We start from the raw sequence: 21,198 nt of genomic DNA, 5'->3' as shown, positions 1-21,198 counted from the left end.
ATGCGTCACGCGGCGTGCGCCGATCGACTTACCACCACATCCGCTTCCAATCAGGAGGTTCCCATGGCCGGATCCAACCAGGGCATCATCGACCCCCCCATCGACAACCTGCTGGGCAAGCTCGACCCCGCCGGCGAGCCGATCTCGAAGTACGGCCTCGTGATCTACGCATCCAAGCGCGCGCGCCAGATCAACGACTACTACTCCGACCTGCACGAGGGAAACCTCTTCGACAACGTGGGCCCGCTGGTCGACTCCACCGTCGAGGACAAGCCGCTCACCATCGCGCTGCACGAGATCAACGAGGACAAGCTCCGCCTCCGCTCCGCCGAGTAACGTCGTTCTGCTGCGCCGCGCGGCTCATGCCGCTGCGGTGTCGGAGTCTGCGTGCATACTGGTGCGGCCCCGCCTCGCCACGACCCTGGAGCCTTCATGACTCAGCTGCGCCTGTTCACCTCGGAGTCCGTGACCGAGGGGCACCCCGACAAGATCTGCGACCAGATCTCGGACAGCATCCTCGATGCGATCATCCGGGAAGATCCGCTGGGTCGTGTCGCGGTCGAGACGCTGGTCACGACCGGGCTCGTCCATGTCGCAGGCGAGGTGTCGACTCGTGCGTACGTCGAGATCCCCGCGATCGTCCGTGACGTGGTCAACCGCATCGGCTACACCTCGAGCGACACCGGCTTCGACGGCGAATCGTGCGGAGTCAGCGTCTCGATCGGCGCGCAGTCGAGCGACATCGCCGCCGGCGTGAACAAGGCGTTCGAGCGTCGGGAAGACGGCTCCGAGGATCCGCACGATCTGCAGGGCGCGGGCGACCAGGGCATCATGTTCGGGTACGCGACCACCGAGACGCCGCAGCTCATGCCGATGGCCATCTGGACGGCGCACCGCATCGCGGAGCGCCTCGCGGAGGCTCGTCGGGACGGTTCGCTCGACTTCCTCCGCCCCGACGGCAAGACCCAGGTCACGCTCGGATACGACGGCGCGACGCCGAAGACGGTCGAGTCGGTCGTGCTGTCCACACAGCACCGCCCCGACATCTCGCAGGAAGAGCTGCAGGCGCGCGTCCGCGCCGCGGTCATCGATCCGGTGCTCGCCCAGACCGGTCTCGATCTGCCGGCGGTCAAGTACTACATCAACCCTGCCGGCCCCTTCGTCACGGGCGGCCCCAAGGGCGATGCCGGGCTGACGGGCCGCAAGATCATCATCGACACGTACGGCGGTGCCTCGCGGCACGGAGGCGGCGCCTTCAGCGGCAAAGACCCGTCGAAGGTCGACCGCTCCGCTGCGTACGCGATGCGGTGGGTCGCGAAGAACGCCGTCGCCGCGGGGCTCGCCGATCGGCTCGAGGTGCAGGTCGCGTACGCGATCGGCAAGGCGAACCCCGTCGGTCTGTATGTCGAATCCTTCGGCACGGGGCACCTGCCGGACGACACCATCACCCGGGCCATCCAGAGCGTCTTCGATCTCCGTCCCAAGGCGATCATCGACCAGCTCGACCTGCTGCGGCCGATCTACGCACGCACGGCGGCGTACGGCCATTTCGGTCGCGAACTGCCCGAGTTCACGTGGGAGCGCACCGACCGCGTCGAGGAGCTCCGCGCGGCCGCCGGACTCTGACGTGGCGGCGCGTCTGCGCGCGGACGACGTGTCGTCGCGCCGCGCTGCCGCGGACGGGGCGCTGTCCCTGCGCGGATTCGAGAACCGGCAGTGAGCCTTCGTCCTGTCGCGCGGGTGCTTCTGGATTCCCCGCTGCCCCAGCTCGACCGGCTGTTCGACTACGCCATTCCGCCGGAGTGGGAACAGGATGCCCAGCCCGGCGTGCGCGTCCGCGTGCCGCTGCGCAGCGCCGGCCGGGTGGTCGACGGCTACCTCGTCGAGCTCGGCGAGCCCGACGAGAGCGACCGCCCGCTGTCGGAGCTGGAATCGGTCGTGTCGCCGGTTCGCGTCCTGCCCGGCCGGCTGTATGCCCTCGCGCGGCGTGTGGCCGATCGGGCGGCGGGGTCGGCGTCCGACATCCTGCGCGTGGTGATCCCCAAGCGGATGGTGCGCGCCGAGAAGGCCTGGATGGCGGCGGCGCCGGCTGAGCCGCCCTCGGTGCCGACGGCCGCTGCGCAGTGGGCGGCGGGGGTGCTGGCCGCCTACCCGGGGCTGGCGGATGGCCTCACCGAAGGCGCCCGCGTCTCTCTCGAAGCTCCGGCGCGCCCGGTTCGCCTCGAGGCGGCGGCCCCCGCCGAGGAAATGTGGGTCGGCGCGTGGGCCGAGCTCCTCGCCGCAGCCGCCGTGTCCACGCTCGCCCAGGGCCGCAGCGCCGTGCTCGTCGTCCCCGATCATCGCGACCAGGCCCAGCTCGAGGAGGCGCTCGCGGGTCGCGTGCCCGATGGGGCCGTCGTGCGGCATGACGCGCGTCAGCCGTCCCCCCTGCGCTATGCCGGCTTCCTGAAGACACTGGCTCCGGTGCCCTGCGTCGTGATCGGCAGCCGGTCGGCCGTGTATGCGCCGGTCCACGACATCGGGCTCATCGCCGTGTGGGACGACGGCGATCCGCTCCTCGGCGAGCCGCTGAGCCCGGGGGTCCACGCGCGCGACGCCGCGCTCGTCCGCCAGGAGCTCGATGGCCCGGCCCTGCTGTTCGCCGGACACACGCGGACGACCGATGTGGAGCGTCTCGTCGCCGTCGGGTGGGTCCGGGATCTTCCGCCCGCACGCCGCGCGAGCCCGAGAGTGGTGCTCAGCGCCACGCGCGAGGGGGAGTCTCGCGGTGCCCGCGTGCCGTCCGCAGCGTTCGCGGCGGCGCGTGAAGCTCTGAGAACCGGTCCGGTCCTGGTGCAGGTCGCGCGGCCGGGGTACGCGCCGGTGCTGCTGTGCGCGGAATGCCGGCGCCCGGCGCGGTGCGCGCACTGCGCCGGGCCGCTGCGGGCATCTCGGGCAGGCGCCGTCCCCGAATGCGGCTGGTGCGGGCGACCGGCCAACGCCTGGACGTGCCCGCACTGCCAATCGACCCGGCTGCGCATGGCCGCGTCGGGCAGTGAGCGGACGGCCGACGAGCTCGGAAGAGCATTCCCCGGGGTCCGGGTCATCGTCGCGGACGGCGATCACCCGGTCCTCCGTGTCGACGGCCGACCGGCCCTCGTCATCGCGACGAGAGGGGCCGAGCCGATCGCCGAGGGCGGCTATCGGGCGGTCATCCTTCTCGACGGCGAACGGATGCTGCTCGCCGAAGACCTGCGCATCGGAGAGTCGTGCCTGCGATGGTGGACGAACGCGGCCGCCCTCGCCGCCCCGGGCGCTCCTGTGCACCTCGTCGGCGTGACCGGCGGCGTCGCCCGGGCCCTCGCCACCTGGACGCCGGCTGCCTACGCCCGCTCCGAACTGGCCGACCGCACCCCCCTCCGGATGCCGCCCGCCGTCCGGGTCGCGGCGCTCGAAGGTCCCCCCAAAGTCGTCGCGGCAGCTCTTGCCGAGCTGCGCGAGAATGTGGCCGATCTCGAACCGGACGGGGTGCTCGGCCCGGTCGCGATCGGCGACGACACGGTCCGTGCGCTCGTCCGCTTCGACTACGCACGGGGCTCGCGGATCACCGAGAGCCTCCGCGCCTCGGTGATCGCCGCGGCGCTCCGGGCCCGCAAAGCCGCCAGGGGAAGAGCCCCCGGCGCGCGCAATACACTCAGAGTGCGGGTCGACGTGCCCGATCTCGACCTGTGAGGATCCCTATGCGCCTCGTCTTCGCGGGGACCCCGGATGCCGCGGTCCCCACCCTCCGGCTGCTCGCCGCATCCGCCCATGACGTCGTCGCCGTCGTCACGCGCACGGACGCGCCTCTCGGACGCAAGCGCGTGCTGACGCCGTCGCCGGTGGCGCAGGCCGCCGCGGAGCTCGGCATCCCGATCATCAAAGCGGACCGCCTCGATGCGGCCGTGACCGACGCGATCCGCGCGCTCGACCCCGACCTGGGCGTCATCGTGGCGTACGGGGGGCTGGTGCGTGAGCCGCTCCTGTCCACGCCCGAGCACGGGTGGATCAATCTGCACTTCTCGCTGCTGCCGCGGTGGCGAGGCGCGGCCCCCGTACAGCGGGCGCTGATCGCAGGTGATGCCGAGACCGGAGCGGCGGTCTTCCAGCTCGTCCCCGAACTCGACGCAGGAGCCGTCTTCGCGCAGCTGAGGATGCCGACGCCCGAAGCGACAGCCGGAGAGCTGCTCGCCGATCTCGCCCAGCGAGGTGCGGACCTGGTCGCCCAGGTGGTGGATGGGATCGCCGCCGGCACGGCCACCTCGTCCGCTCAGGTCGGAGAGATCTCCACCGCACCCAAACTGACCCTCGAAGACGGCCGCATCCGATGGAATGAGCCCCGGGAGGCGGTCCTCGGGAGAATCCGAGGTGTGACGCCCGAGCCGGGGGCGCATACCACCGTCGACGGAGCCCGGCTGAAGCTCCTGGATGTCTCACCCGCCCCGGCGGACGCGCTGAGACTGGCTCCCGGAGAGCTGACGGCGGTGGGCCGCGAGATCCACGCCGGCACCTCATCGCAGCCCATCATCGTGAATCTGGTCCAGCCGGCCGGCAAGGGCGCCATGCGCGCGGCCGACTGGTGGCGCGGCCTTCGCGTCGAAGGGAAGGTCATCGCCTCATGAGCGCAAGCGCACCACGCCGCGTCGCGTACGACGTCCTGCGGGCTGTCTACGAGTCCGACGCGTACGCCAATCTCCTCCTTCCCTCCGCGATCGAGCGTGCTCGACTCTCCACGGCGGATGCCGCCCTCGCGACCGAGCTCACGTACGGCACGCTTCGCCGGTCGGGCACCTACGACGCCGTCATCTCCATCGCCGCCGACCGTCCGATCCACGACATCGATCCGGCCGTCGTGGATGCGCTTCGGCTCGGAACGCACCAGCTGCTCTCGACGCGCGTGGCCTCCCATGCCGCCGTGCACGAATCGGTGGAGCTCGTGCGCGGGTCCGGGCGCGGCGCCACGGGCTTCGTGAACGCCGTCCTGCGGCGTATCTCCCGCGACACTCCGGGCGATTGGATGACGCGCGTCGAGCAGTCGGCGAGGTCCGACGACGAGCGGCTCGGACTCGTGTACTCGCACCCCGTCTGGGTCGTGCGAGCGTTCCGGCGTGCCCTGGCCGCCGAGGGTCGCGCCGATGAGCTCGAGGCGCTCCTGACGGCCGACAACGCGTCGCCGCGAGTCACGATGGTCGCCCTCCCGGGTCTTGCCGAGGTTCCCGCGGATGCCCGGCACACCCCGTACTCGCCGATGGGGTTCCGCCTCGCCGGGGGAGACCCCGAGTCTCTCGTCACGGGCTCGGATGGCCGTGTGCGCGTGCAGGACGAGGGCTCCCAGCTCGCCGCCCTCGCCTTGACGCGTGCTGAGCCGATCCGGCCGGGGGAGCGATGGCTCGACCTCTGCGCCGGCCCTGGCGGAAAGACCGCGGTGCTCGCCGCGGAGGCCCTCGCAGGCGGCGCGCTGCTCGAGGCCAACGAGATCTCTCCGGCGAGGGCCGGCCTCGTGCGTCGCGCCGTCGAGGGCGTTCCCCTTGACGTTCCCGTCTCCGAGATGGACGGGCTGGTCAGGGCCGCCGCAAGTCCTGCGACCTACGACCGCATCCTCGTCGATGCGCCGTGCACGGGCCTGGGTGCGCTCCGCCGGCGCCCCGAGGCCCGCTGGCGCAAGTCGCCGGCCGACGTGCCGTCGCTCACCGAGCTGCAGACCGCGCTGCTCACCGCGGCGATCGTCGCCGTGCGCCCCGGCGGGATCGTCGCGTACGTCACGTGCTCGCCGCACCTCGCCGAGACGGCGGGTGTGGTCGCCGAGGTCCGCCGGGCGTTCGGCGAGAACATCGAGGAGCTCGACGCGCGGGCCGTGATCGCCGGCATCGCCGCGACCGATCCCCGCCTTCCGGAGCAGTCCGACGGGTCCCTCCGTGCACAGCTGTGGCCTCATCGGCACAACACCGATGCGATGTCGATCACCCTCCTGCGACGGGTCTAGCGCGCAGCCAGCTCGTCCGGGTCATCCAGGAAGCGGATGCCGGGCGGCAGCGCCGCCAGCTCCGCTTCGAGCACGCCGATCGCGTGCGGATGGCTGCGGGCGATCTCGCTCGTGTCGACCAGCAGCTCGGCCCCGGCGGGAGACTTCTCCGCGAACTCCCGGAGCAGGGCGAGCAGCCGCTCGGCGCCCGCCAGGCCCAGTTCGCCGCCGATGCGGATGACCCGGCCCGACGGGGTGCTCTCCACCCGCACGGCAGGGTCCGAGATGCTCTCGTGCGGCTCGAGCAGATGCATGCCGAACCGCTCCGAGAGGGTCTGCACGATGGCGCTTCCGCGCACGCTGTTGCCGTGTCCGTCCAGGCGCGGGCTGAACGCCGCGACACCGAACTGCGAGGGCGCGACGGCGAGGACCCCTCCGCTGACGCCGCTCTTCGCCGGCAGCCCGACCCTCAGCATCCATTCCCCCGAGAAGTCGTACATGCCGCAGCCCGCCATGATCGAGATCACGTCGCGCGCGACGCGCTCGCTGACCACTCGGTCGCCGGTGGCGGGATTCATGCCCCCGAACGCGAGCGTCCCGGCCATGACGGCGAGGTCGCGGACGGTCACGAGCACCGAGCACTGGCGGAAGTACGTCTCCACGGTCAGGTCGACGGGCCCGCGGAGCACGCCGTGCGAGCGCAGCAGGTGACCGAGCGCTCTGTTGCGGTCTCCGGTGGTCGATTCCGACCGGTACACGTCCTCGTCGACCCACAGCGATCGACCCGCGAAGGCCGACAGGATCTCGACGACACGGCCGGTGCGCTCGTCGATGTCGGCACCGGGGATGAGCGACGTCGTCGCGATCGCGCCCGCGTTGATCAGCGGATTCGCCGGGCGACCCGTCCCCTTCTCGAGGCTGATCGCGTTGAACGGCTCACCGCTCGGCTCAGTGCCGACGTGCTTCATCACTTCGGTCAGGCCATGCTCGGCCAGCGCAAGCGCGAGCACGAAGGGCTTCGAGATCGACTGGATGGTGAATTCCGCGTCCTCATCGCCGACCGAGCGGATGCGTCCCCGGGGGCCGACGACCGCGAGGGCCAGCAGCTCCGGATCGGCATCCGCGAGTTCCGGGATGTACGAGGCCGGAGCCCCTTCCCGACGAGGTCGGGTCTCGGCGAGCACCTCGTCGAGCAGCGCGGTGATGGGGTCCACGGCTCGACCATAATGGACGGATGCAGCGCGCCGACGTCGAGGACAGCGTCCGGATCAACCCCAGCATCCTCGCCGCCGACTTCGTCAACATGCAGCAGGACCTGGCACGGATCGCGGGCGCGGACTTCGTCCACGTGGACGTCATGGACAATCACTTCGTCCCGAATCTGACGTTCGGCCCGCAGATGGTGGAGCGGATCCAGGCCACCAGTCCCGTGCCGCTCGACGTGCACCTCATGATCGATGACCCCGAGCGCTGGGCACCGGGCTATGCCGAACTGGGCGCGGCGTCCGTGACGTTCCATCTCGAAGCCGCGACCGAGCCGGTCGCCCTGGCGCGCATGCTCCGTGCGATGGGCGCCCGCGCCGGCGTCGCCGTCAAGCCCGCAACCCCCGTCGACAGTCTCTTCGACGTCCTCGACGAGTTCGATCAGATCCTCGTCATGACCGTCGAGCCCGGTTTCGGCGGCCAGTCGTTCATGCCGGAGACGATGCCCAAGCTCCGCCTGCTCGCCGACGAGGCACGCAGGCGCGGCTCCTCGGTGTGGCTGCAGGTCGACGGCGGCATCGGGGAATCGACGATCGCGCAGGCGGCCGAAGCGGGCGCCGACACTTTCGTCGCGGGATCCGCCGTGTTCGGCGCGGCCGATCCCGATGCCGCGATCGCCGCCCTGCGCGGGCTCGCTGCCCACCGCCACTGATCCCGCCCCGAGCGCGCAGCGCTCGCGAGCGACCGCGAGGCGAAGGGTCCGCCCGGCCCGGTAACCTGGACCGGTGAAGACCTTCGACGAGCTGTTCGCCGAGCTCACCGCCAAAGCGGTCGAGCGCCCCGACGGCTCGGGCACCATCGCCCAGCTCGACGCGGGTGTGCACGCGATCGGCAAGAAGATCGTCGAAGAGGCCGCCGAGGTCTGGATGGCGGCCGAGTACGAGTCGACGGATGCCGCGGCCGAAGAGATCTCGCAGCTGCTGTACCACCTGCAGGTGCTCATGATCTCGAAGGGCCTGTCGCTCGCCGACGTCTACCGACATCTCTGAGCGCCGCCCCGACCTCCGCCGCTTACGAACCGAAAGCCCCCGTCATGCTGCGAATCGCTGTGCCCAACAAGGGCTCGCTCGCCGAAACCGCCGCGGAGATGCTCTCCGAGGCCGGCTATGTGGGTCGTCGCGACCCCAAGGACCTGCACGTCATCGACCCGCAGAACGAGGTCGAGTTCTTCTACCTGCGCCCGAAGGACATCGCGACCTACGTCGGGTCGGGCGCCCTGGACGTCGGCATCACCGGTCGCGACCTTCTGCTGGATGCCCGGATGCCCGGCGCGCGGGAGATCGAGGCGCTCGGGTTCGCGGCATCCACCTTCCGCTTCGCCGCCCCTCCCGGACGCTTCGCCGAGGTGGCCGACCTCGAGGGCGTTCGCATCGCGACGTCGTACCCGGGGCTCGTCGACCGCTTCCTGGACGAGCACGACGTCGCAGCGGATCTCGTGCCGCTGGACGGGGCCGTCGAATCGGCCGTCCGTCTCGGTGTGGCGGATGCCATCGCCGACGTCGTCGAGACCGGCACGACCCTCCGCCAGGCCGGGCTCGAGATCTTCGGTCCGGTGATCCTTCAGTCCGAGGCTGTGCTGATCGGCGCTCCCGTGGAGGTCGAGGGCACCGAAACGCTCCTGCGCCGCCTGCGTGGAGTGATGGTCGCGCGCCGGTACGTGCTCATCGACTATGACCTTCCGGCCGACCTCGTCGACGCGGCGGTCGCGCTGGCCCCGGGCATCGAGTCGCCCACCATCTCGCCGCTGCGGGATCCGGCGTGGGTCGCCGTTCGGGTGATGAGCCCGCGCAAGGGGGTCAACCAGGTCATGGACGCCCTGTACGCGATCGGCGCGCGCGCGATCCTGGTGAGCGCGATCCACAACGCGAGGCTCTGATGAGCCTCGTGTGCCGCGTCATCCCGTGTCTTGACGTCGCGGGCGGCCGCGTGGTCAAAGGCATCAATTTCGCGAACCTGCGGGACATGGGCGACCCCGTCGAGCTCGCACGGCTCTACTTCGACCAGGGCGCCGACGAGATCACCTTCCTCGACGTGACGGCCACCGTCGACGAGCGCTCCACCACGTACGACGTCGTGCGCCGCACGGCCGAGGAGGTCTTCATCCCGCTGACGGTCGGCGGTGGCGTGCGCTCGGCCGACGATGTCGCGCGCCTGCTCGCGGTGGGCGCCGACAAGATCGGCGTGAACTCCGCCGCGATCGCCCGCCCGGCCCTCCTCGATGAGATCGCCGACCGGTTCGGGGCCCAGGTGCTCGTGCTGTCGCTCGACGTCAAGCGCGTCTCGACGCCTTCGGAGCACGCGCCCTCCGGCTTCGTCGTCACGACGCACGGCGGCCGGACCGAGACGACCCTCGACGCCCTGGCCTGGGCCCGGGAGGCGATCGAACGCGGAGCCGGCGAGCTCCTCGTCAACTCGATCGACGCGGACGGCACCCGAGAAGGTTTCGACCTCGAGCTCGTCTCGCTCATGCGCGAGATCTCGAGCGTCCCCGTCATCGCCTCCGGCGGCGCGGGTTCGGTCGAGCACTTCCCCCCGGCGATCCGCGCGGGCGCGGACGCCGTGCTGGCGGCATCCGTCTTCCACTCCGGCCAGCTCACGGTCGGCGACGTCAAGTCCGCGCTGGTGTCCGATGGCATCGCCGTGCGCGAGACGGGAGTCCTGTCATGACCGAGGCGCTGGACGCCCGCATCGCTCGCGTCGCCTTCAATGCCGATGGCCTCGTCGCGGCCATCGTCCAGCAGTGGGACACGCTCGAGGTCCTCATGCTCGGATGGATGGATGCCGAGGCGCTGCGCCGCACGCTGACCGAGGGCCGCGTCACGTTCTGGTCGCGCTCGCGCCAGGAGTACTGGCGCAAGGGCGACACCTCCGGCAACATCCAGGTGGTCCGCGGCGCCCGGCTGGACTGCGACGGCGATGCGATCCTCCTGACCGTCGAGCAGGTCGGCCCCGCCTGTCACACCGGGACGCGCACGTGCTTCGACGCCGACGACCTCGATCCCGTGCCCGGCCCGGAGCTATGACGGCCCGCGCGCGTCTCCTGGCCGTCGCCGCCACGGTGCTCGCCGGAGCGCTCGGCATCATCTCGTCGACGCAGACCTGGCTCACCGTGGTGCTGACCGAAGGCGCGGGCGAGGCTCTGCCGGTGCCGGGAGCGGCTGCGATCCCCGTCCTCGCGCCGCTGAGCCTCGCGGTGCTCGCACTGGGAGGCGCGCTGTCGATCGTCGGGCTCGTCCTCCGGTACGTGTTCGGCGCACTCACCGTCGTGATCGCGGTGGTGCTGGGTGTGCTGACCGCGCAGATCGTCCTCGCGCCGCCCATCGCCGCCGTCGCCGCAACAGTCACGACCGCGACCGGGCTCACCGGTGCCGAGGCCGTCGGGGGGATCGTCGCCACCATCGGCCGCACGCCGTGGCCCGCCGTCACCCTCGTCGCGTGGATCGTCCTGCTCGCCGCCGGCCTGTTCACCCTCGCGACCGGCCGCCGCTGGCGGGGGAGCGGCCGGCGGTATGAGGCGGATGCCGCTCCCCGCGGGTCGGCAGCGTCCCCGGCCGCGGCATCCCGACCCCACGACGCGATCGATTCGTGGGACGACCTGTCGCGTGGCGACGACCCCACCGTTCGATAGACTGACCGAGCCCGCGCACTTCGAAGGAGACCCATGAGCCACCCCATCGGCGACCCCGGCCACGGACACTCGCCCGCCGCATGGACGGCCGTTGTGATCATGCTCATCGCGGTGGCCGTCGGCACGTTCTTCTTCTTCCTCGATGTCCCCGTCATGGTGGTCGCGTCGGCGGTCCTGCTCGTCGTCGGACTGCTCGTCGGCTGGGGCATGGCCAAGGCCGGCTACGGCGCCAACGGCCCGAAGTACGTCTCGAAAGAGCACTGACCATGCTCGCCGACCTCACGGCCGGCGCGGTTGAGGATGCCGGGACCCGCGCGCTCGCGCGCCCGACGGCGCTGGTCGAGGCCGCTGCTCTCGCGCAGGCTCCGGCTCGTGACGCCCTCGCCGCCCTGGCCCCGGCCGACCGTGTGAAGATCATCGCCGAGGTGAAGCGCGCGAGTCCCTCGCGCGGCGACCTCGCCGAGATCCCCGACCCCGCCCTGCAGGCGGGGCTCTACGAGCGCGGCGGTGCGTCTGCGATCTCGGTGCTCACCGAGGGACGTCGCTTCAAGGGAAGCCTGGCTGACCTGGAGGCCGTGAAGGGCGCGGTCGCACTGCCGGTCCTCCGCAAGGACTTCATCGCAACCGAGTACCAGGTGCTCGAGGCCCGCGCGTCCGGCGCCGACCTCGTCCTCCTCATCGTCGCGGCGCTCGACCAGGACGTCCTCGCACGCCTGCACGCGCTGACCCTCGAGCTGGGCATGACTCCGCTCGTCGAGACGCACTCGGCCGACGAGGTGTCGCGGGCCGCCGACGTCGGCGCCCGGCTCATCGGCGTGAACGCCCGCGACCTGTCGACCTTCCAGCTCGACCGCGATCTGTTCGGCCGCCTGGCGGGCAGCATCCCGTCCGATGCCGTGAAGATCGCGGAGTCCGCGGTTCTCACCCCTGCGGACGTGGCGCACTATCGCGCGGCGGGAGCGGACGTCGTGCTCATCGGCGAGGCGCTGGTGACCGGCGACCCCGTCGCCACCCTCGGCGCATTCCTGGATGCGGGCGCATCCGATGCGCTGAGCGACCGGAAGGATTCGAAGTGACGCTGCGCGAGGCGACCGGACCGTTCTTCGGCGAGTTCGGCGGCAGGTACATGCCGGAATCCCTCATCGCCGCGATCGACGAGCTCACCGCGGTGTATGAGGATGCCATCGTCGACCCCGCGTTCCGGGACGAATTCGCGAAGCTGCTGAGCTCTTATGCCGGCCGCCCCTCGATCCTGACCGAGGTGCCGCGCTTCGCCGCCCATGCGGGGGGCGCACGCGTCTTCCTCAAGCGGGAGGACCTCAACCACACCGGATCCCACAAGATCAACAACGTGCTCGGGCAGGCGCTTCTCACCAAGCGACTCGGAAAGACACGCGTGATCGCCGAGACCGGTGCGGGCCAGCACGGAGTCGCCACCGCCACCGCGGCTGCGCTGTTCGGCTTCGACTGCACGATCTACATGGGGGAGGTCGACACGGAGCGCCAGGCGCTCAACGTCGCTCGCATGCGGCTCCTCGGCGCCGAGGTCATCCCCGTGAAGACGGGCTCCCGCACGCTGAAGGACGCCATCAACGACGCGTATCGCGACTGGGTCGCGACCGTCGAGACGACGAACTACATCTTCGGCACGGCCGCCGGGCCGCATCCTTTCCCGGCGATGGTCCGCGACTTCCAGAAGATCATCGGCGAAGAGGCTCGAGAGCAGCTGCTCGACGAGATCGGGCGGCTTCCGGATGCCGTCATCGCCTGCGTCGGCGGCGGCTCGAACGCGATCGGCATGTTCGACGCGTTCCTCGATGACGAAGACGTGCGGCTGTACGGAGTCGAGGCGGCCGGGGACGGCGTCGACACTCCTCGTCACGCCGCCTCCATCGAGCGCGGCCGCCCCGGCGTGCTGCACGGCGCCCGCACCTTCGTCCTGCAGGACGAGGACGGGCAGACGATCGAGTCGCACTCGATCTCGGCGGGCCTGGACTACCCGGGCGTCGGGCCGGAGCACGCATGGCTCGCATCGATCGGCCGTGCGGAGTACATACCGGCGACCGACGACGAGGCGATGCAGGCTCTGCGTCTGCTCAGCGAGACCGAGGGGATCATCCCGGCGATCGAGTCGGCGCACGCGCTGGCAGGGGCCCTGCGGCTCGGCCGTGACATGGGTCCGGATGCCGTCCTGGCGATCTGCCTCTCGGGCCGAGGCGACAAGGACATGGACACCGCCGCCCGCTACTTCGACCTGTACGACGCCGAACCCATCGTCGACGTGCCCCCGGCCGATGACGCAGCGACCGGTGAAGGGGTCGAGCTGTGACCTCGCGCGTGGCCGCCGCGATCGACGCCGCCCGCGCCGACGGACGAGGGGTCTTCGTGGGATACCTGCCGCTCGGCTTCCCCGACCTGCAGACCAGCATCGACGCTGCAGTGGCCCTCGCTGAGAACGGCGTGGACATCCTGGAGCTCGGACCGCCGTACTCGGATCCCGTGATGGACGGCGCGATCATCCAGGAGGCGACGCAAGCGGCCCTCGCCGGCGGCTTCCGCATCCGCGACACCTTCGTCGCAGTGCGCGAGATCGCCCGGCGCGTGGACGTCCCGATCCTCGTGATGACGTACTGGAATCCCGTCGCTCAGTACGGGGTCGACCGCTACGCCGATGACCTCCTCGCCGCCGGGGGAGCGGGGCTGATCACGCCGGACATCACGCCCGACGCCGCGGAGGACTGGATCGCCGCCAGCAGCAGGACCGGTCTCGACCGCGTCTTCCTGGCGGCGCCGACCTCCACCGACGAGCGGCTCGAGCTCATCGTGCGCAACTCCACGGGCTTCATCTACACCGTCTCGACGATGGGCATCACGGGGGAGCGAGCAGAGCTCGATGCCGCCGCCCGCACCCTGGTCGGGCGCCTCCGCGAGCACGCCGGCGCGGCACCCGACGGCCGCATCCGCGCCTGCGTCGGGATCGGCATCTCGACGGCCCAGCAGATCTCGGGGGTGCTGGACTACGCAGATGGTGCGATCGTCGGCACCGCTCTGGTGCGCGCGCTTCGAGACGGCGGCCTGGAAGGCCTGGCCGAGACCACGCGGACCCTTGCGGCGGGCGCGGCGCACCCCGCCTAGACTTCTCAAGCCGGCTCCATGCCGGCGATCCCCACTCGAAGGACCAGCATGATCCGCGCCGCAATCGACGTCGTCACCAGCATCCCGAGCCCGCCCGTGAGCTCGTTCACGATCAACGTCTTCACGTGGAACCTGACGATCCACTACTACGCGCTGTGCATCATCGCCGGGATCATCATCGCGACGCTGATGACGAACCGCCGGCTCACCAAGCGCGGAGCCGAGCCGTGGGTGGTCATCGACATCGCGCTGCTCGCCGTTCCGCTCGCGATCATCGGCGCCCGGATCTATCACGTCGCGACCCACCCGGGCTTCTACTTCGGGGAGGGAAGCGACTTCACCGCGGTCTTCCGGATCTGGGAGGGCGGCATCGCGATCTACGGCGCCCTCATCGGCGGCGCGATCGGCGCCTGGCTCGGCTGCCGGTGGACCGGCATCCGGTTCACGACCTTCGCGGACGCACTGGCCCCCGGACTCCTCCTCGCGCAGGCGATCGGCCGGTTCGGCAACTGGTTCAACCAGGAGCTGTTCGGACTGCCGACCGACGTGCCGTGGGGTCTCGAGATCGACAGCGACAACCCGGCCTTCCCGGCCGGTCTCGCGCCCGGCACGCTCTTCCACCCCACTTTCCTCTACGAGGTCATCTGGAACACCCTCGGAGTCGTCGTGCTCCTGTGGGCGGGCCGGCGCTTCGTCCTGCAGTGGGGCCGCCTGTTCGGCCTCTACCTCATCTGGTACAGCGGGGGCCGCATCGTCTGGGAGTCGATCCGCATCGACCCGAGCGAGATCTACTTCGGCCTGCGCACCAACGTCTGGGCCGCGATCTTCGGCGTGCTGCTGGGACTCGTGATCCTGATCGTGCAGAAGCGCCGGCACACGGGGCTCGAGCCGTCACCCTACGTCACAGGCCGCGAGTGGACGCCCGAGGGGCGGGCCACTGATCGCAATGTAGAATCACAGGGAACGAGCGACTACGTCGACGTCAGCGAACCACCCGCCGACGCAGCCGCCGAGGGCACCGCCACAAGCACAGTCGCCGCCAAGTAACCCTTCTGCACGCTCTGTGCAATCCAGCTAGTACCGGGCCGACGTCGTCCCATTGTGAGCATCAAGTGAGGACGGTCGGTATGGCTTCGAGCCCCCGTCAAAACCCTGGTTCGGGCCTTCCCGGCCTTCCGCAGAAGCAGGGGATGTACAACCCTGCCTTCGAGAAGGACGCGTGCGGTCTGGCGATGGTCGCCACGCTCCGCGGCGAACCCGGCCACGACATCATCGCGCTGGCGCTGACGGCGCTGCGCAACCTCGAGCACCGCGGAGCGATCGGGTCGGACGCGGGCACCGGTGACGGCGCAGGAATCCTGACGCAGATGCCGGATGCCTTCCTCCGCGCCGTCGTGGACTTCGAGCTCCCCCCTGTCGGCGAGTACGCGGCCGGCATGGTGTTCCTCCCCGTCGATGACGAGGAGCGCGCGGCGCAGAAGGCCGGAATCGAGCAGATCGCCCTGAGCGAGAACCTCGTGCTGCTCGGCTGGCGCGAGGTTCCGACCGAGGACGAGAACCTGGGCAAGCTGGCACGTGCGGCGCGCCCGGTGTTCGAGCAGGTCTTCGTCTCTCGCCCCGCGGTCGGCGATGCTCCGGCGCTGTCGGGCGTCGAGCTGGACCGCCGGGTATACCGCCTGCGCAAGCGGGCGCGTCGCGAGCTCGACGCCTACTTCGTGTCGCTGTCGAGCCGGACCCTCGGCTACAAGGGCATGGTGACGACGCTCCAGCTCGAGCCGTTCTATCCAGATCTGTCGGACGACCGCTTCATGTCCGAGCTGGCTGTGGTGCACTCGCGCTACTCGACCAACACCTTCCCGTCCTGGCCGCTCGCGCAGCCGCTGCGGATGCTCGCCCACAACGGCGAGATCAACACCGTCAACGGCAACCGGAATTGGATGCGGGCGCGTCAGTCGCAGCTCGAATCGGAGCTGCTGGGCGACATGCGCCCCCTGCTGCCCATCTGCACGAAGGGCGCGAGCGACTCGGCCTCGTTCGACGAGGTCCTCGAGCTGCTGACCCTGACGGGCCGCAGCCTGCCGCATGCCATCATGATGATGGTCCCCGAGGCGTACGAGAAGCAGGTCGACATCGACCCCAAGCTCCGCGCGTTCTACGACTATCACTCCATGCAGATGGAGCCGTGGGACGGTCCCGCGGCCCTCATCTTCACGGATGGAACGCTCGTCGGCGCGACGCTCGACCGCAACGGTCTTCGTCCCGGCCGGTGGACCGAGACGACCGATGGCCTCATCGTCATCGGCAGCGAGACCGGTGTGCTGGACTTCGAGCCCGCGCGCATCAAGCGGCGCGGCCGTCTGCGCCCCGGCCGCATGTTCCTCGTCGACACGGCGCAGCGCCGCATCATCGAGGACGAAGAGATCAAGAAGCAGCTCAGCGAGCTCGAGCCGTGGCAGGAATGGCTCGACGCGGGTCGCGTGCGCCTCTCCGACCTCCCCGAGCGCGAGCACATCGTGCACCCGATCGCCTCGATCACCCGCCGCCAGCGGACCTTCGGCTACACCGAGGAGGAGGTGCGCATCCTGCTGACTCCGATGGGTCAGAACGGTGCGGAGCCTCTCGGCGCCATGGGAAGCGACACACCCGTGGCGGTGCTCAGCGACCGTCCGCGCCTGCTGTTCGACTACTTCACCCAGCAGTTCGCGCAGGTCACGAACCCGCCGCTCGACTCCATCCGCGAAGAGGTGGTGACCTCGCTCTCGCTCGGTCTCGGCCCCGAGCGCAACCTGCTGTCGTCCGGCGCGGACCACACGCGCACCGTGACGCTCGACTTCCCGGTGATCGACAACGACGAGCTCGCGAAGATCCAGCACATCGACACGGCGCTTCCGGGTCGCACTTCTGTCACCATCCGTGGCCTTTACCGGGTCGAAGCCGGTCACAAGGGTATGCAGAAGCGGCTCGCCCAGATGTGCCAGGAGGTCGACCAGGCGATCGAGGACGGCGCCGAGTTCATCGTGCTGAGCGACCGCGACTCCAACAAGGACCTCGCGCCCATCCCGTCGCTCCTCATGCTCGCCGCGGTGCACCATCACCTCATCCGCAACGAGACCCGCATGAAGGTGGGCCTCGTCGTCGAGACAGGCGATGTGCGCGAAGTGCACCATGTCGCGACGCTCATCGGGTACGGGGCATCCGCCGTCAATCCCTACCTTGCGATGGAGACGGTCGAGTACCTCGTCCGGGCGGGATTCATCACCGGCATCGCGCCGGAGAAGGCCGTCAGGAACCTGATCTACGCGCTCGGCAAGGGCGTCCTGAAGATCATGTCCAAGATGGGGATCTCGACCGTGTCGTCGTACGCCGGAGCTCAGGTGTTCGAGGCGATCGGCCTCTCCCAGGACTTCGTCGACAAGTACTTCACGGGCACCGAGACCAAGCTCGGGGGAGTGGGGCTCGACGTCATCGCGTCTGAGAACGCCGCACGTCATGCCTACGCCTACCCCGAAGACGCCGCGGTCCGCGCGCACGAGCGCCTGTGGACGGGCGGGGAGTACCAGTGGCGACGCGACGGCTCGCCGCACCTGTTCAACCCCGACACGGTCTTCCGCCTGCAGCACGCCACGCGCACCCGCCGGTACGACATCTTCCGCGAGTACACGAAGCTCGTCGACGACCAGGCCAGCGAGCTGAAGACCCTCCGCGGGCTCTTCAAGCTGCGCACGGGCACGCGTCCTGCGGTTCCGATCGACGACGTCGAGTCCGTCGCCTCGATCGTGCGGCGCTTCTCCACCGGGGCGATGAGCTACGGCTCCATCTCGAAGGAAGCGCATGAGACGCTCGCCATCGCGATGAACCGGATCGGCGGCAAGTCGAACACCGGCGAGGGCGGGGAGGACGTCGACCGTCTTCTCGATCCCGAGCGGCGGAGCTCGATCAAGCAGGTCGCGTCGGGGCGCTTCGGCGTGACGAGCCTGTACCTGACGCAGTCGGACGACATCCAGATCAAGCTCGCGCAGGGCGCCAAGCCCGGTGAGGGCGGACAGCTGCCGCCTACCAAGGTGTATCCCTGGGTCGCCCGCACCCGGCACGCGACGGCGGGTGTGGGACTCATCTCGCCCCCTCCGCACCACGACATCTACTCCATCGAAGACCTCAAGCAGCTCATCTTCGACTTGAAGCGCGCAAACCCCCAGGCACGCGTGCACGTCAAGCTCGTGAGCCAGTCGGGGATCGGGGCCGTCGCCGCTGGCACCGCGAAGGCGCTGGCCGACGTGATCCTCGTCTCGGGGCACGACGGCGGCACCGGAGCGAGCCCGCTGAACTCGCTCAAGCACGCCGGCACACCGTGGGAGCTCGGCCTCGCCGAGACGCAGCAGACGCTCATGCTCAACGGCATGCGCGACCGCGTGGTCGTCCAGGTGGACGGACAGCTCAAGACCGGCCGAGACGTCATCATCGGCGCGCTGCTGGGCGCCGAGGAATTCGGCTTCGCGACGGCACCGCTCGTCGTCTCGGGCTGCATCATGATGCGCGTGTGCCATCTCGACACCTGCCCCGTCGGCGTTGCGACGCAGAACCCGGTGCTGCGCTCGCGCTTCAACGGCAAGCCCGAGTTCGTCGTGAACTTCATGGAGTTCATCGCCCAGGAGGTGCGCGAATATCTCGCAGAGCTGGGCTTCCGATCGCTCGACGAGGCGATCGGGCACGTGGAGCTCCTCGACATCGACGGAGCCGTGGATCACTGGAAGGCCAGCGGCCTCGACCTGTCGCCGGTGCTCGAGGGTCCCGCGTTCGCGGAGGACGAGCCGCGCCGGCACGGACGCGACCAGGAGCACGAGCTCGAGGACCATTTCGACGTGCAGCTCATCGAGCGCGCGCAGGACGTCATCGCGCACGGCGGCGAGATCGTCATCGACCTGCCGATCCGCAACACGGAGCGGGCCGTCGGCACGATGCTCGGTCATCACGTCACACGGGCGCACGGTCAGAACGGCCTTCCGTCTGGCTCCATCGTGGTGAACCTGACCGGCTCGGCCGGGCAGTCCTTCGGCGCGTTCATGCCGGCCGGCATCACCCTCCGTCTCGAGGGCGACTCGAACGACTACGTCGGCAAGGGTCTCTCCGGCGGCCAGATCGTGGTCCGGCCTCCGCGCGGCGCGACGTTCGCGGCATCCGAGAACGTCATCGCGGGCAACGTGATCGGCTACGGCGCCACCCAGGGCACGATGTTCCTCAGCGGCGTGGTGGGCGAGAGGTTCTTCGTGCGCAACTCCGGGGCGACAGCGGTCGTCGAGGGCGTGGGCGACCACGCGCTCGAGTACATGACCGGCGGCCTCGCCGTCATCCTCGGGAAGACGGGCCGCAACCTCGGCGCCGGCATGTCCGGCGGGATGGCCTACATCCACAAGCTCGATCGGGCACTCGTGAATCGCGAGGCCCTCGCCGCCGGCGAACTCGTGCTCGGCGAGCTCGGGTCCGGCGATGCGGAGATCCTCCGCGACCTGCTGACCCAGCACGTCGCCGAGACCGGCTCCGCTCTCGCGGCATCCCTGCTCGAGGACTTCGAATCGGTCCTCGACGACTTCGTCCGTGTTCTTCCCCGCGACTACGCGGCCGTCCTGCAGACCCGCCAGTCGGCGGTCGCGGAAGGTCTCGACCCCGATGGGGACGTCGTGTGGACACGCATCCTGGAGGTGACGGGTGGCTGACCCGAAAGGCTTTCTGAAGGTCACCGAGCGCGAGCTTCCGCCTCGCCGCCCGGTGCCGGTACGCATCATGGACTGGAAAGAGGTGTACGAACCCGGGGATTCCGCGGTGCTGCGCCGCCAGGCCGGGCGATGCATGGACTGCGGCGTGCCGTTCTGCCACAAGGGATGCCCGCTGGGCAACCTCATCCCGGAGTGGAACGACCTCACGTGGCGCGGCGAGGGCCGTGCTGCCATCGAGCGACTGCACGCCACGAACAACTTCCCGGAGTTCACCGGCCGTCTCTGCCCTGCCCCGTGCGAGAGCGCGTGCGTGCTCGGCATCAACCAGCCCGCCGTCACGATCAAGCAGATCGAGGTCTCGATCATCGACGAGGCGTTCGGCCACGGCTGGGTCGAGCCGGAACCGCCCGGGCGTCTGACGGGCAAGACCGTCGCCGTGGTCGGATCGGGGCCCGCAGGGCTCGCTGCCGCGCAGCAGCTCACGCGTGCCGGTCACACCGTCGCCGTCTTCGAGCGCGACGACCGGATCGGCGGACTGCTGCGCTACGGCATCCCGGACTTCAAGATGGAGAAGCGGCACCTCGAGGCGCGTCTGCGTCAGATGCAGGACGAGGGGACTCGCTTCCGCGCCGGCGTCGCCGTCGGCAAGGACATCTCCTGGAGCGACCTGCGCGCACGCTACGACGCGGTCATCGTGGCAACCGGTGCCACTGTGCCCCGCGAGCTGCCGATTCCCGGGCGCGACCTCGCCGGCGTGCATTTCGCGATGGAGTACCTCGTCGAGTCCAACCACGCGACGGCCGGCGACTCGGTTCCCAACCAGATCTCGGCAGCGGGGAAGCACGTCATCGTGATCGGCGGTGGCGACACCGGCGCGGACTGCATCGGCACGGCACACCGCCAGGGCGCGCTCAGCGTCACGAACCTGGCGATCGGCCGCCGCCCACCCGGCGAGCGTCCGGACCACCAGCCGTGGCCCACGTCGCCGACGCTCTTCGAGGTGCAGTCCGCCCACGAAGAGGGCGGTGAGCGCTCGTACCTCGCGTCGACAGTCGAGTTCCTCGGCAACGGAGCGGGTGAGGTGCGCGCACTGCGCGTCGCCGAGACCGAGTTCGTCGACGGACGCCGTGTTCCCAAGAGCGGCACCGATCGCGAGATCCCCGCAGACCTCGTGCTGATTGCGATGGGCTTCACCGGACCCGAGCGCACGCAGCTCGAGGAGCAGCTCGGCACGCAGTTCACGAGCCGCGGCAACGTCGAGCGGCAGGACGACTTCCACTCGACCGTCCCCGGCGTGTTCGTGGCCGGCGACGCGGGTCGCGGCCAGTCGCTCATCGTCTGGGCCATCGCCGAAGGCCGTGCGGCAGCTGCGCACGCCGACGCGTACCTCATGGGATCCACATCCCTTCCCGCCCCCGTCCGCGCGACCGATGTCGCGATCGGACTTCAGCCCGCGTAGTCTGGCTGAGGTCGATTCCGGC

Annotated in this window: 19 protein-coding genes; 18 read left to right on the top strand and 1 reads right to left on the bottom strand. The window is 70.1% G+C overall.

Annotation, left to right across the window (positions count from 1 at the left end; all coding sequences use genetic code 11):
• The first annotated feature begins 63 nt into the window (after positions 1-63).
• The 5 genes from rpoZ to AC1DP3_RS03975 all read left to right on the top strand — a co-directional run bounded on the left by rpoZ (position 64) and on the right by AC1DP3_RS03975 (position 6,001).
• Positions 64-336 (top strand): DNA-directed RNA polymerase subunit omega, encoded by a 273-nt coding sequence (rpoZ, locus tag AC1DP3_RS03995; RefSeq protein WP_477291500.1) that lies wholly within the window; start codon positions 64-66, stop codon positions 334-336.
• A 96-nt stretch (positions 337-432) separates the two neighbouring features.
• The gene (metK, locus tag AC1DP3_RS03990; protein WP_477291498.1) at positions 433-1,626 is read left to right on the top strand and encodes a methionine adenosyltransferase; all 1,194 of its coding nucleotides are present in this window, start codon (positions 433-435) and stop codon (positions 1,624-1,626) included.
• 90 nt (positions 1,627-1,716) lie between these two features.
• Positions 1,717-3,711: a primosomal protein N' family DNA-binding protein gene (locus AC1DP3_RS03985; RefSeq protein WP_477291496.1), complete on the top strand. Its 1,995-nt coding sequence runs from the start codon at positions 1,717-1,719 to the stop codon at positions 3,709-3,711.
• A gap of 8 nt (positions 3,712-3,719) precedes the next feature.
• Positions 3,720-4,640, top strand: coding sequence for a methionyl-tRNA formyltransferase (fmt, locus tag AC1DP3_RS03980; RefSeq protein ID WP_477291494.1), 921 nt, complete (start codon positions 3,720-3,722; stop codon positions 4,638-4,640).
• Positions 4,637-6,001, top strand: a complete 1,365-nt coding sequence (locus AC1DP3_RS03975; RefSeq protein WP_477291492.1) for an RsmB/NOP family class I SAM-dependent RNA methyltransferase — start codon at positions 4,637-4,639, stop codon at positions 5,999-6,001. The genes fmt and AC1DP3_RS03975 overlap by 4 nt, the downstream gene beginning before the upstream one ends.
• Here the strand turns inward: AC1DP3_RS03975 and glsA are convergent.
• Complete coding sequence (gene glsA / locus AC1DP3_RS03970; protein WP_477291490.1) at positions 5,998-7,194, bottom strand: glutaminase A; 1,197 nt, start codon at positions 7,192-7,194, stop codon at positions 5,998-6,000. The two genes, AC1DP3_RS03975 and glsA, sit on opposite strands and share 4 nt — an antisense overlap.
• Before the next feature lie 20 nt (positions 7,195-7,214).
• On the opposite strand from glsA, the gene rpe reads away from it, so the two are divergent.
• The 13 genes from rpe (at position 7,215) to AC1DP3_RS03905 (ending at position 21,176) form a co-directional block, all read left to right on the top strand.
• Positions 7,215-7,895, top strand: coding sequence for a ribulose-phosphate 3-epimerase (rpe, locus tag AC1DP3_RS03965; protein WP_477291488.1), 681 nt, complete (start codon positions 7,215-7,217; stop codon positions 7,893-7,895).
• 73 nt (positions 7,896-7,968) lie between these two features.
• Positions 7,969-8,232, top strand: coding sequence for a phosphoribosyl-ATP diphosphatase (locus tag AC1DP3_RS03960; RefSeq protein ID WP_477291486.1), 264 nt, complete (start codon positions 7,969-7,971; stop codon positions 8,230-8,232).
• A gap of 44 nt (positions 8,233-8,276) precedes the next feature.
• Positions 8,277-9,119, top strand: coding sequence for an ATP phosphoribosyltransferase (hisG, locus tag AC1DP3_RS03955; protein WP_477291484.1), 843 nt, complete (start codon positions 8,277-8,279; stop codon positions 9,117-9,119).
• Positions 9,119-9,910, top strand: coding sequence for an imidazole glycerol phosphate synthase subunit HisF (hisF, locus tag AC1DP3_RS03950; protein ID WP_477291482.1), 792 nt, complete (start codon positions 9,119-9,121; stop codon positions 9,908-9,910). The genes hisG and hisF overlap by 1 nt, the downstream gene beginning before the upstream one ends.
• Entirely contained in the window at positions 9,907-10,266 is a 360-nt protein-coding gene (gene hisI, locus AC1DP3_RS03945) for a phosphoribosyl-AMP cyclohydrolase (RefSeq protein WP_477291480.1), read from the top strand. Before hisF ends, hisI begins: the two co-directional genes overlap by 4 nt.
• Positions 10,263-10,871, top strand: coding sequence for a Trp biosynthesis-associated membrane protein (locus AC1DP3_RS03940; protein WP_477291478.1), 609 nt, complete (start codon positions 10,263-10,265; stop codon positions 10,869-10,871). The genes hisI and AC1DP3_RS03940 overlap by 4 nt, the downstream gene beginning before the upstream one ends.
• Positions 10,872-10,904: 33 nt before the next feature.
• Positions 10,905-11,135, top strand: a complete 231-nt coding sequence (locus tag AC1DP3_RS03935) for a DUF6704 family protein (protein WP_477291476.1) — start codon at positions 10,905-10,907, stop codon at positions 11,133-11,135.
• A gap of 2 nt (positions 11,136-11,137) precedes the next feature.
• The gene (trpC, locus tag AC1DP3_RS03930) at positions 11,138-11,947 is read left to right on the top strand and encodes an indole-3-glycerol phosphate synthase TrpC (protein ID WP_477291475.1); all 810 of its coding nucleotides are present in this window, start codon (positions 11,138-11,140) and stop codon (positions 11,945-11,947) included.
• Positions 11,948-11,997: 50 nt separating this feature from the next.
• On the top strand, positions 11,998-13,200 hold the full coding sequence (gene trpB / locus AC1DP3_RS03925) for a tryptophan synthase subunit beta (RefSeq protein WP_477291873.1): 1,203 nt from the start codon (positions 11,998-12,000) through the stop codon (positions 13,198-13,200).
• Positions 13,197-14,006 (top strand): tryptophan synthase subunit alpha, encoded by an 810-nt coding sequence (gene trpA, locus AC1DP3_RS03920; protein WP_477291473.1) that lies wholly within the window; start codon positions 13,197-13,199, stop codon positions 14,004-14,006. Before trpB ends, trpA begins: the two co-directional genes overlap by 4 nt.
• A gap of 48 nt (positions 14,007-14,054) precedes the next feature.
• Positions 14,055-15,053, top strand: coding sequence for a prolipoprotein diacylglyceryl transferase (gene lgt / locus AC1DP3_RS03915; RefSeq protein WP_477291471.1), 999 nt, complete (start codon positions 14,055-14,057; stop codon positions 15,051-15,053).
• Between the two features lie 80 nt (positions 15,054-15,133).
• Complete coding sequence (gene gltB, locus AC1DP3_RS03910) at positions 15,134-19,717, top strand: glutamate synthase large subunit (RefSeq protein ID WP_477291469.1); 4,584 nt, start codon at positions 15,134-15,136, stop codon at positions 19,715-19,717.
• The gene (locus AC1DP3_RS03905; RefSeq protein WP_477291468.1) at positions 19,710-21,176 is read left to right on the top strand and encodes a glutamate synthase subunit beta; all 1,467 of its coding nucleotides are present in this window, start codon (positions 19,710-19,712) and stop codon (positions 21,174-21,176) included. The genes gltB and AC1DP3_RS03905 overlap by 8 nt, the downstream gene beginning before the upstream one ends.
• Positions 21,177-21,198: the final 22 nt, after the last annotated feature.

This window comes from Microbacterium sp. P5_B6 (genome assembly GCF_056400345.1).
The sequence above is the reverse complement of the archived record's forward strand: the minus strand, read 5'-3'. Positions and strand labels throughout refer to the sequence as shown.

Excerpts from the sequence above, each read along its gene's own strand:
- rpoZ (WP_477291500.1), top strand. The coding sequence starts at position 64 with ATGGCCGGATCCAACCAGGGCATCATCGACCCCCCCATCGACAACCTG.
- metK (WP_477291498.1), top strand. The coding sequence starts at position 433 with ATGACTCAGCTGCGCCTGTTCACCTCGGAGTCCGTGACCGAGGGGCAC.
- fmt (WP_477291494.1), top strand. The coding sequence starts at position 3,720 with ATGCGCCTCGTCTTCGCGGGGACCCCGGATGCCGCGGTCCCCACCCTC.
- AC1DP3_RS03975 (WP_477291492.1), top strand. The coding sequence starts at position 4,637 with ATGAGCGCAAGCGCACCACGCCGCGTCGCGTACGACGTCCTGCGGGCT.
- rpe (WP_477291488.1), top strand. The coding sequence starts at position 7,215 with ATGCAGCGCGCCGACGTCGAGGACAGCGTCCGGATCAACCCCAGCATC.
- hisG (WP_477291484.1), top strand. The coding sequence starts at position 8,277 with ATGCTGCGAATCGCTGTGCCCAACAAGGGCTCGCTCGCCGAAACCGCC.
- hisF (WP_477291482.1), top strand. The coding sequence starts at position 9,119 with ATGAGCCTCGTGTGCCGCGTCATCCCGTGTCTTGACGTCGCGGGCGGC.
- hisI (WP_477291480.1), top strand. The coding sequence starts at position 9,907 with ATGACCGAGGCGCTGGACGCCCGCATCGCTCGCGTCGCCTTCAATGCC.
- AC1DP3_RS03940 (WP_477291478.1), top strand. The coding sequence starts at position 10,263 with ATGACGGCCCGCGCGCGTCTCCTGGCCGTCGCCGCCACGGTGCTCGCC.
- AC1DP3_RS03935 (WP_477291476.1), top strand. The coding sequence starts at position 10,905 with ATGAGCCACCCCATCGGCGACCCCGGCCACGGACACTCGCCCGCCGCA.
- trpC (WP_477291475.1), top strand. The coding sequence starts at position 11,138 with ATGCTCGCCGACCTCACGGCCGGCGCGGTTGAGGATGCCGGGACCCGC.
- trpB (WP_477291873.1), top strand. The coding sequence starts at position 11,998 with ATGCCGGAATCCCTCATCGCCGCGATCGACGAGCTCACCGCGGTGTAT.
- lgt (WP_477291471.1), top strand. The coding sequence starts at position 14,055 with ATGATCCGCGCCGCAATCGACGTCGTCACCAGCATCCCGAGCCCGCCC.
- gltB (WP_477291469.1), top strand. The coding sequence starts at position 15,134 with ATGGCTTCGAGCCCCCGTCAAAACCCTGGTTCGGGCCTTCCCGGCCTT.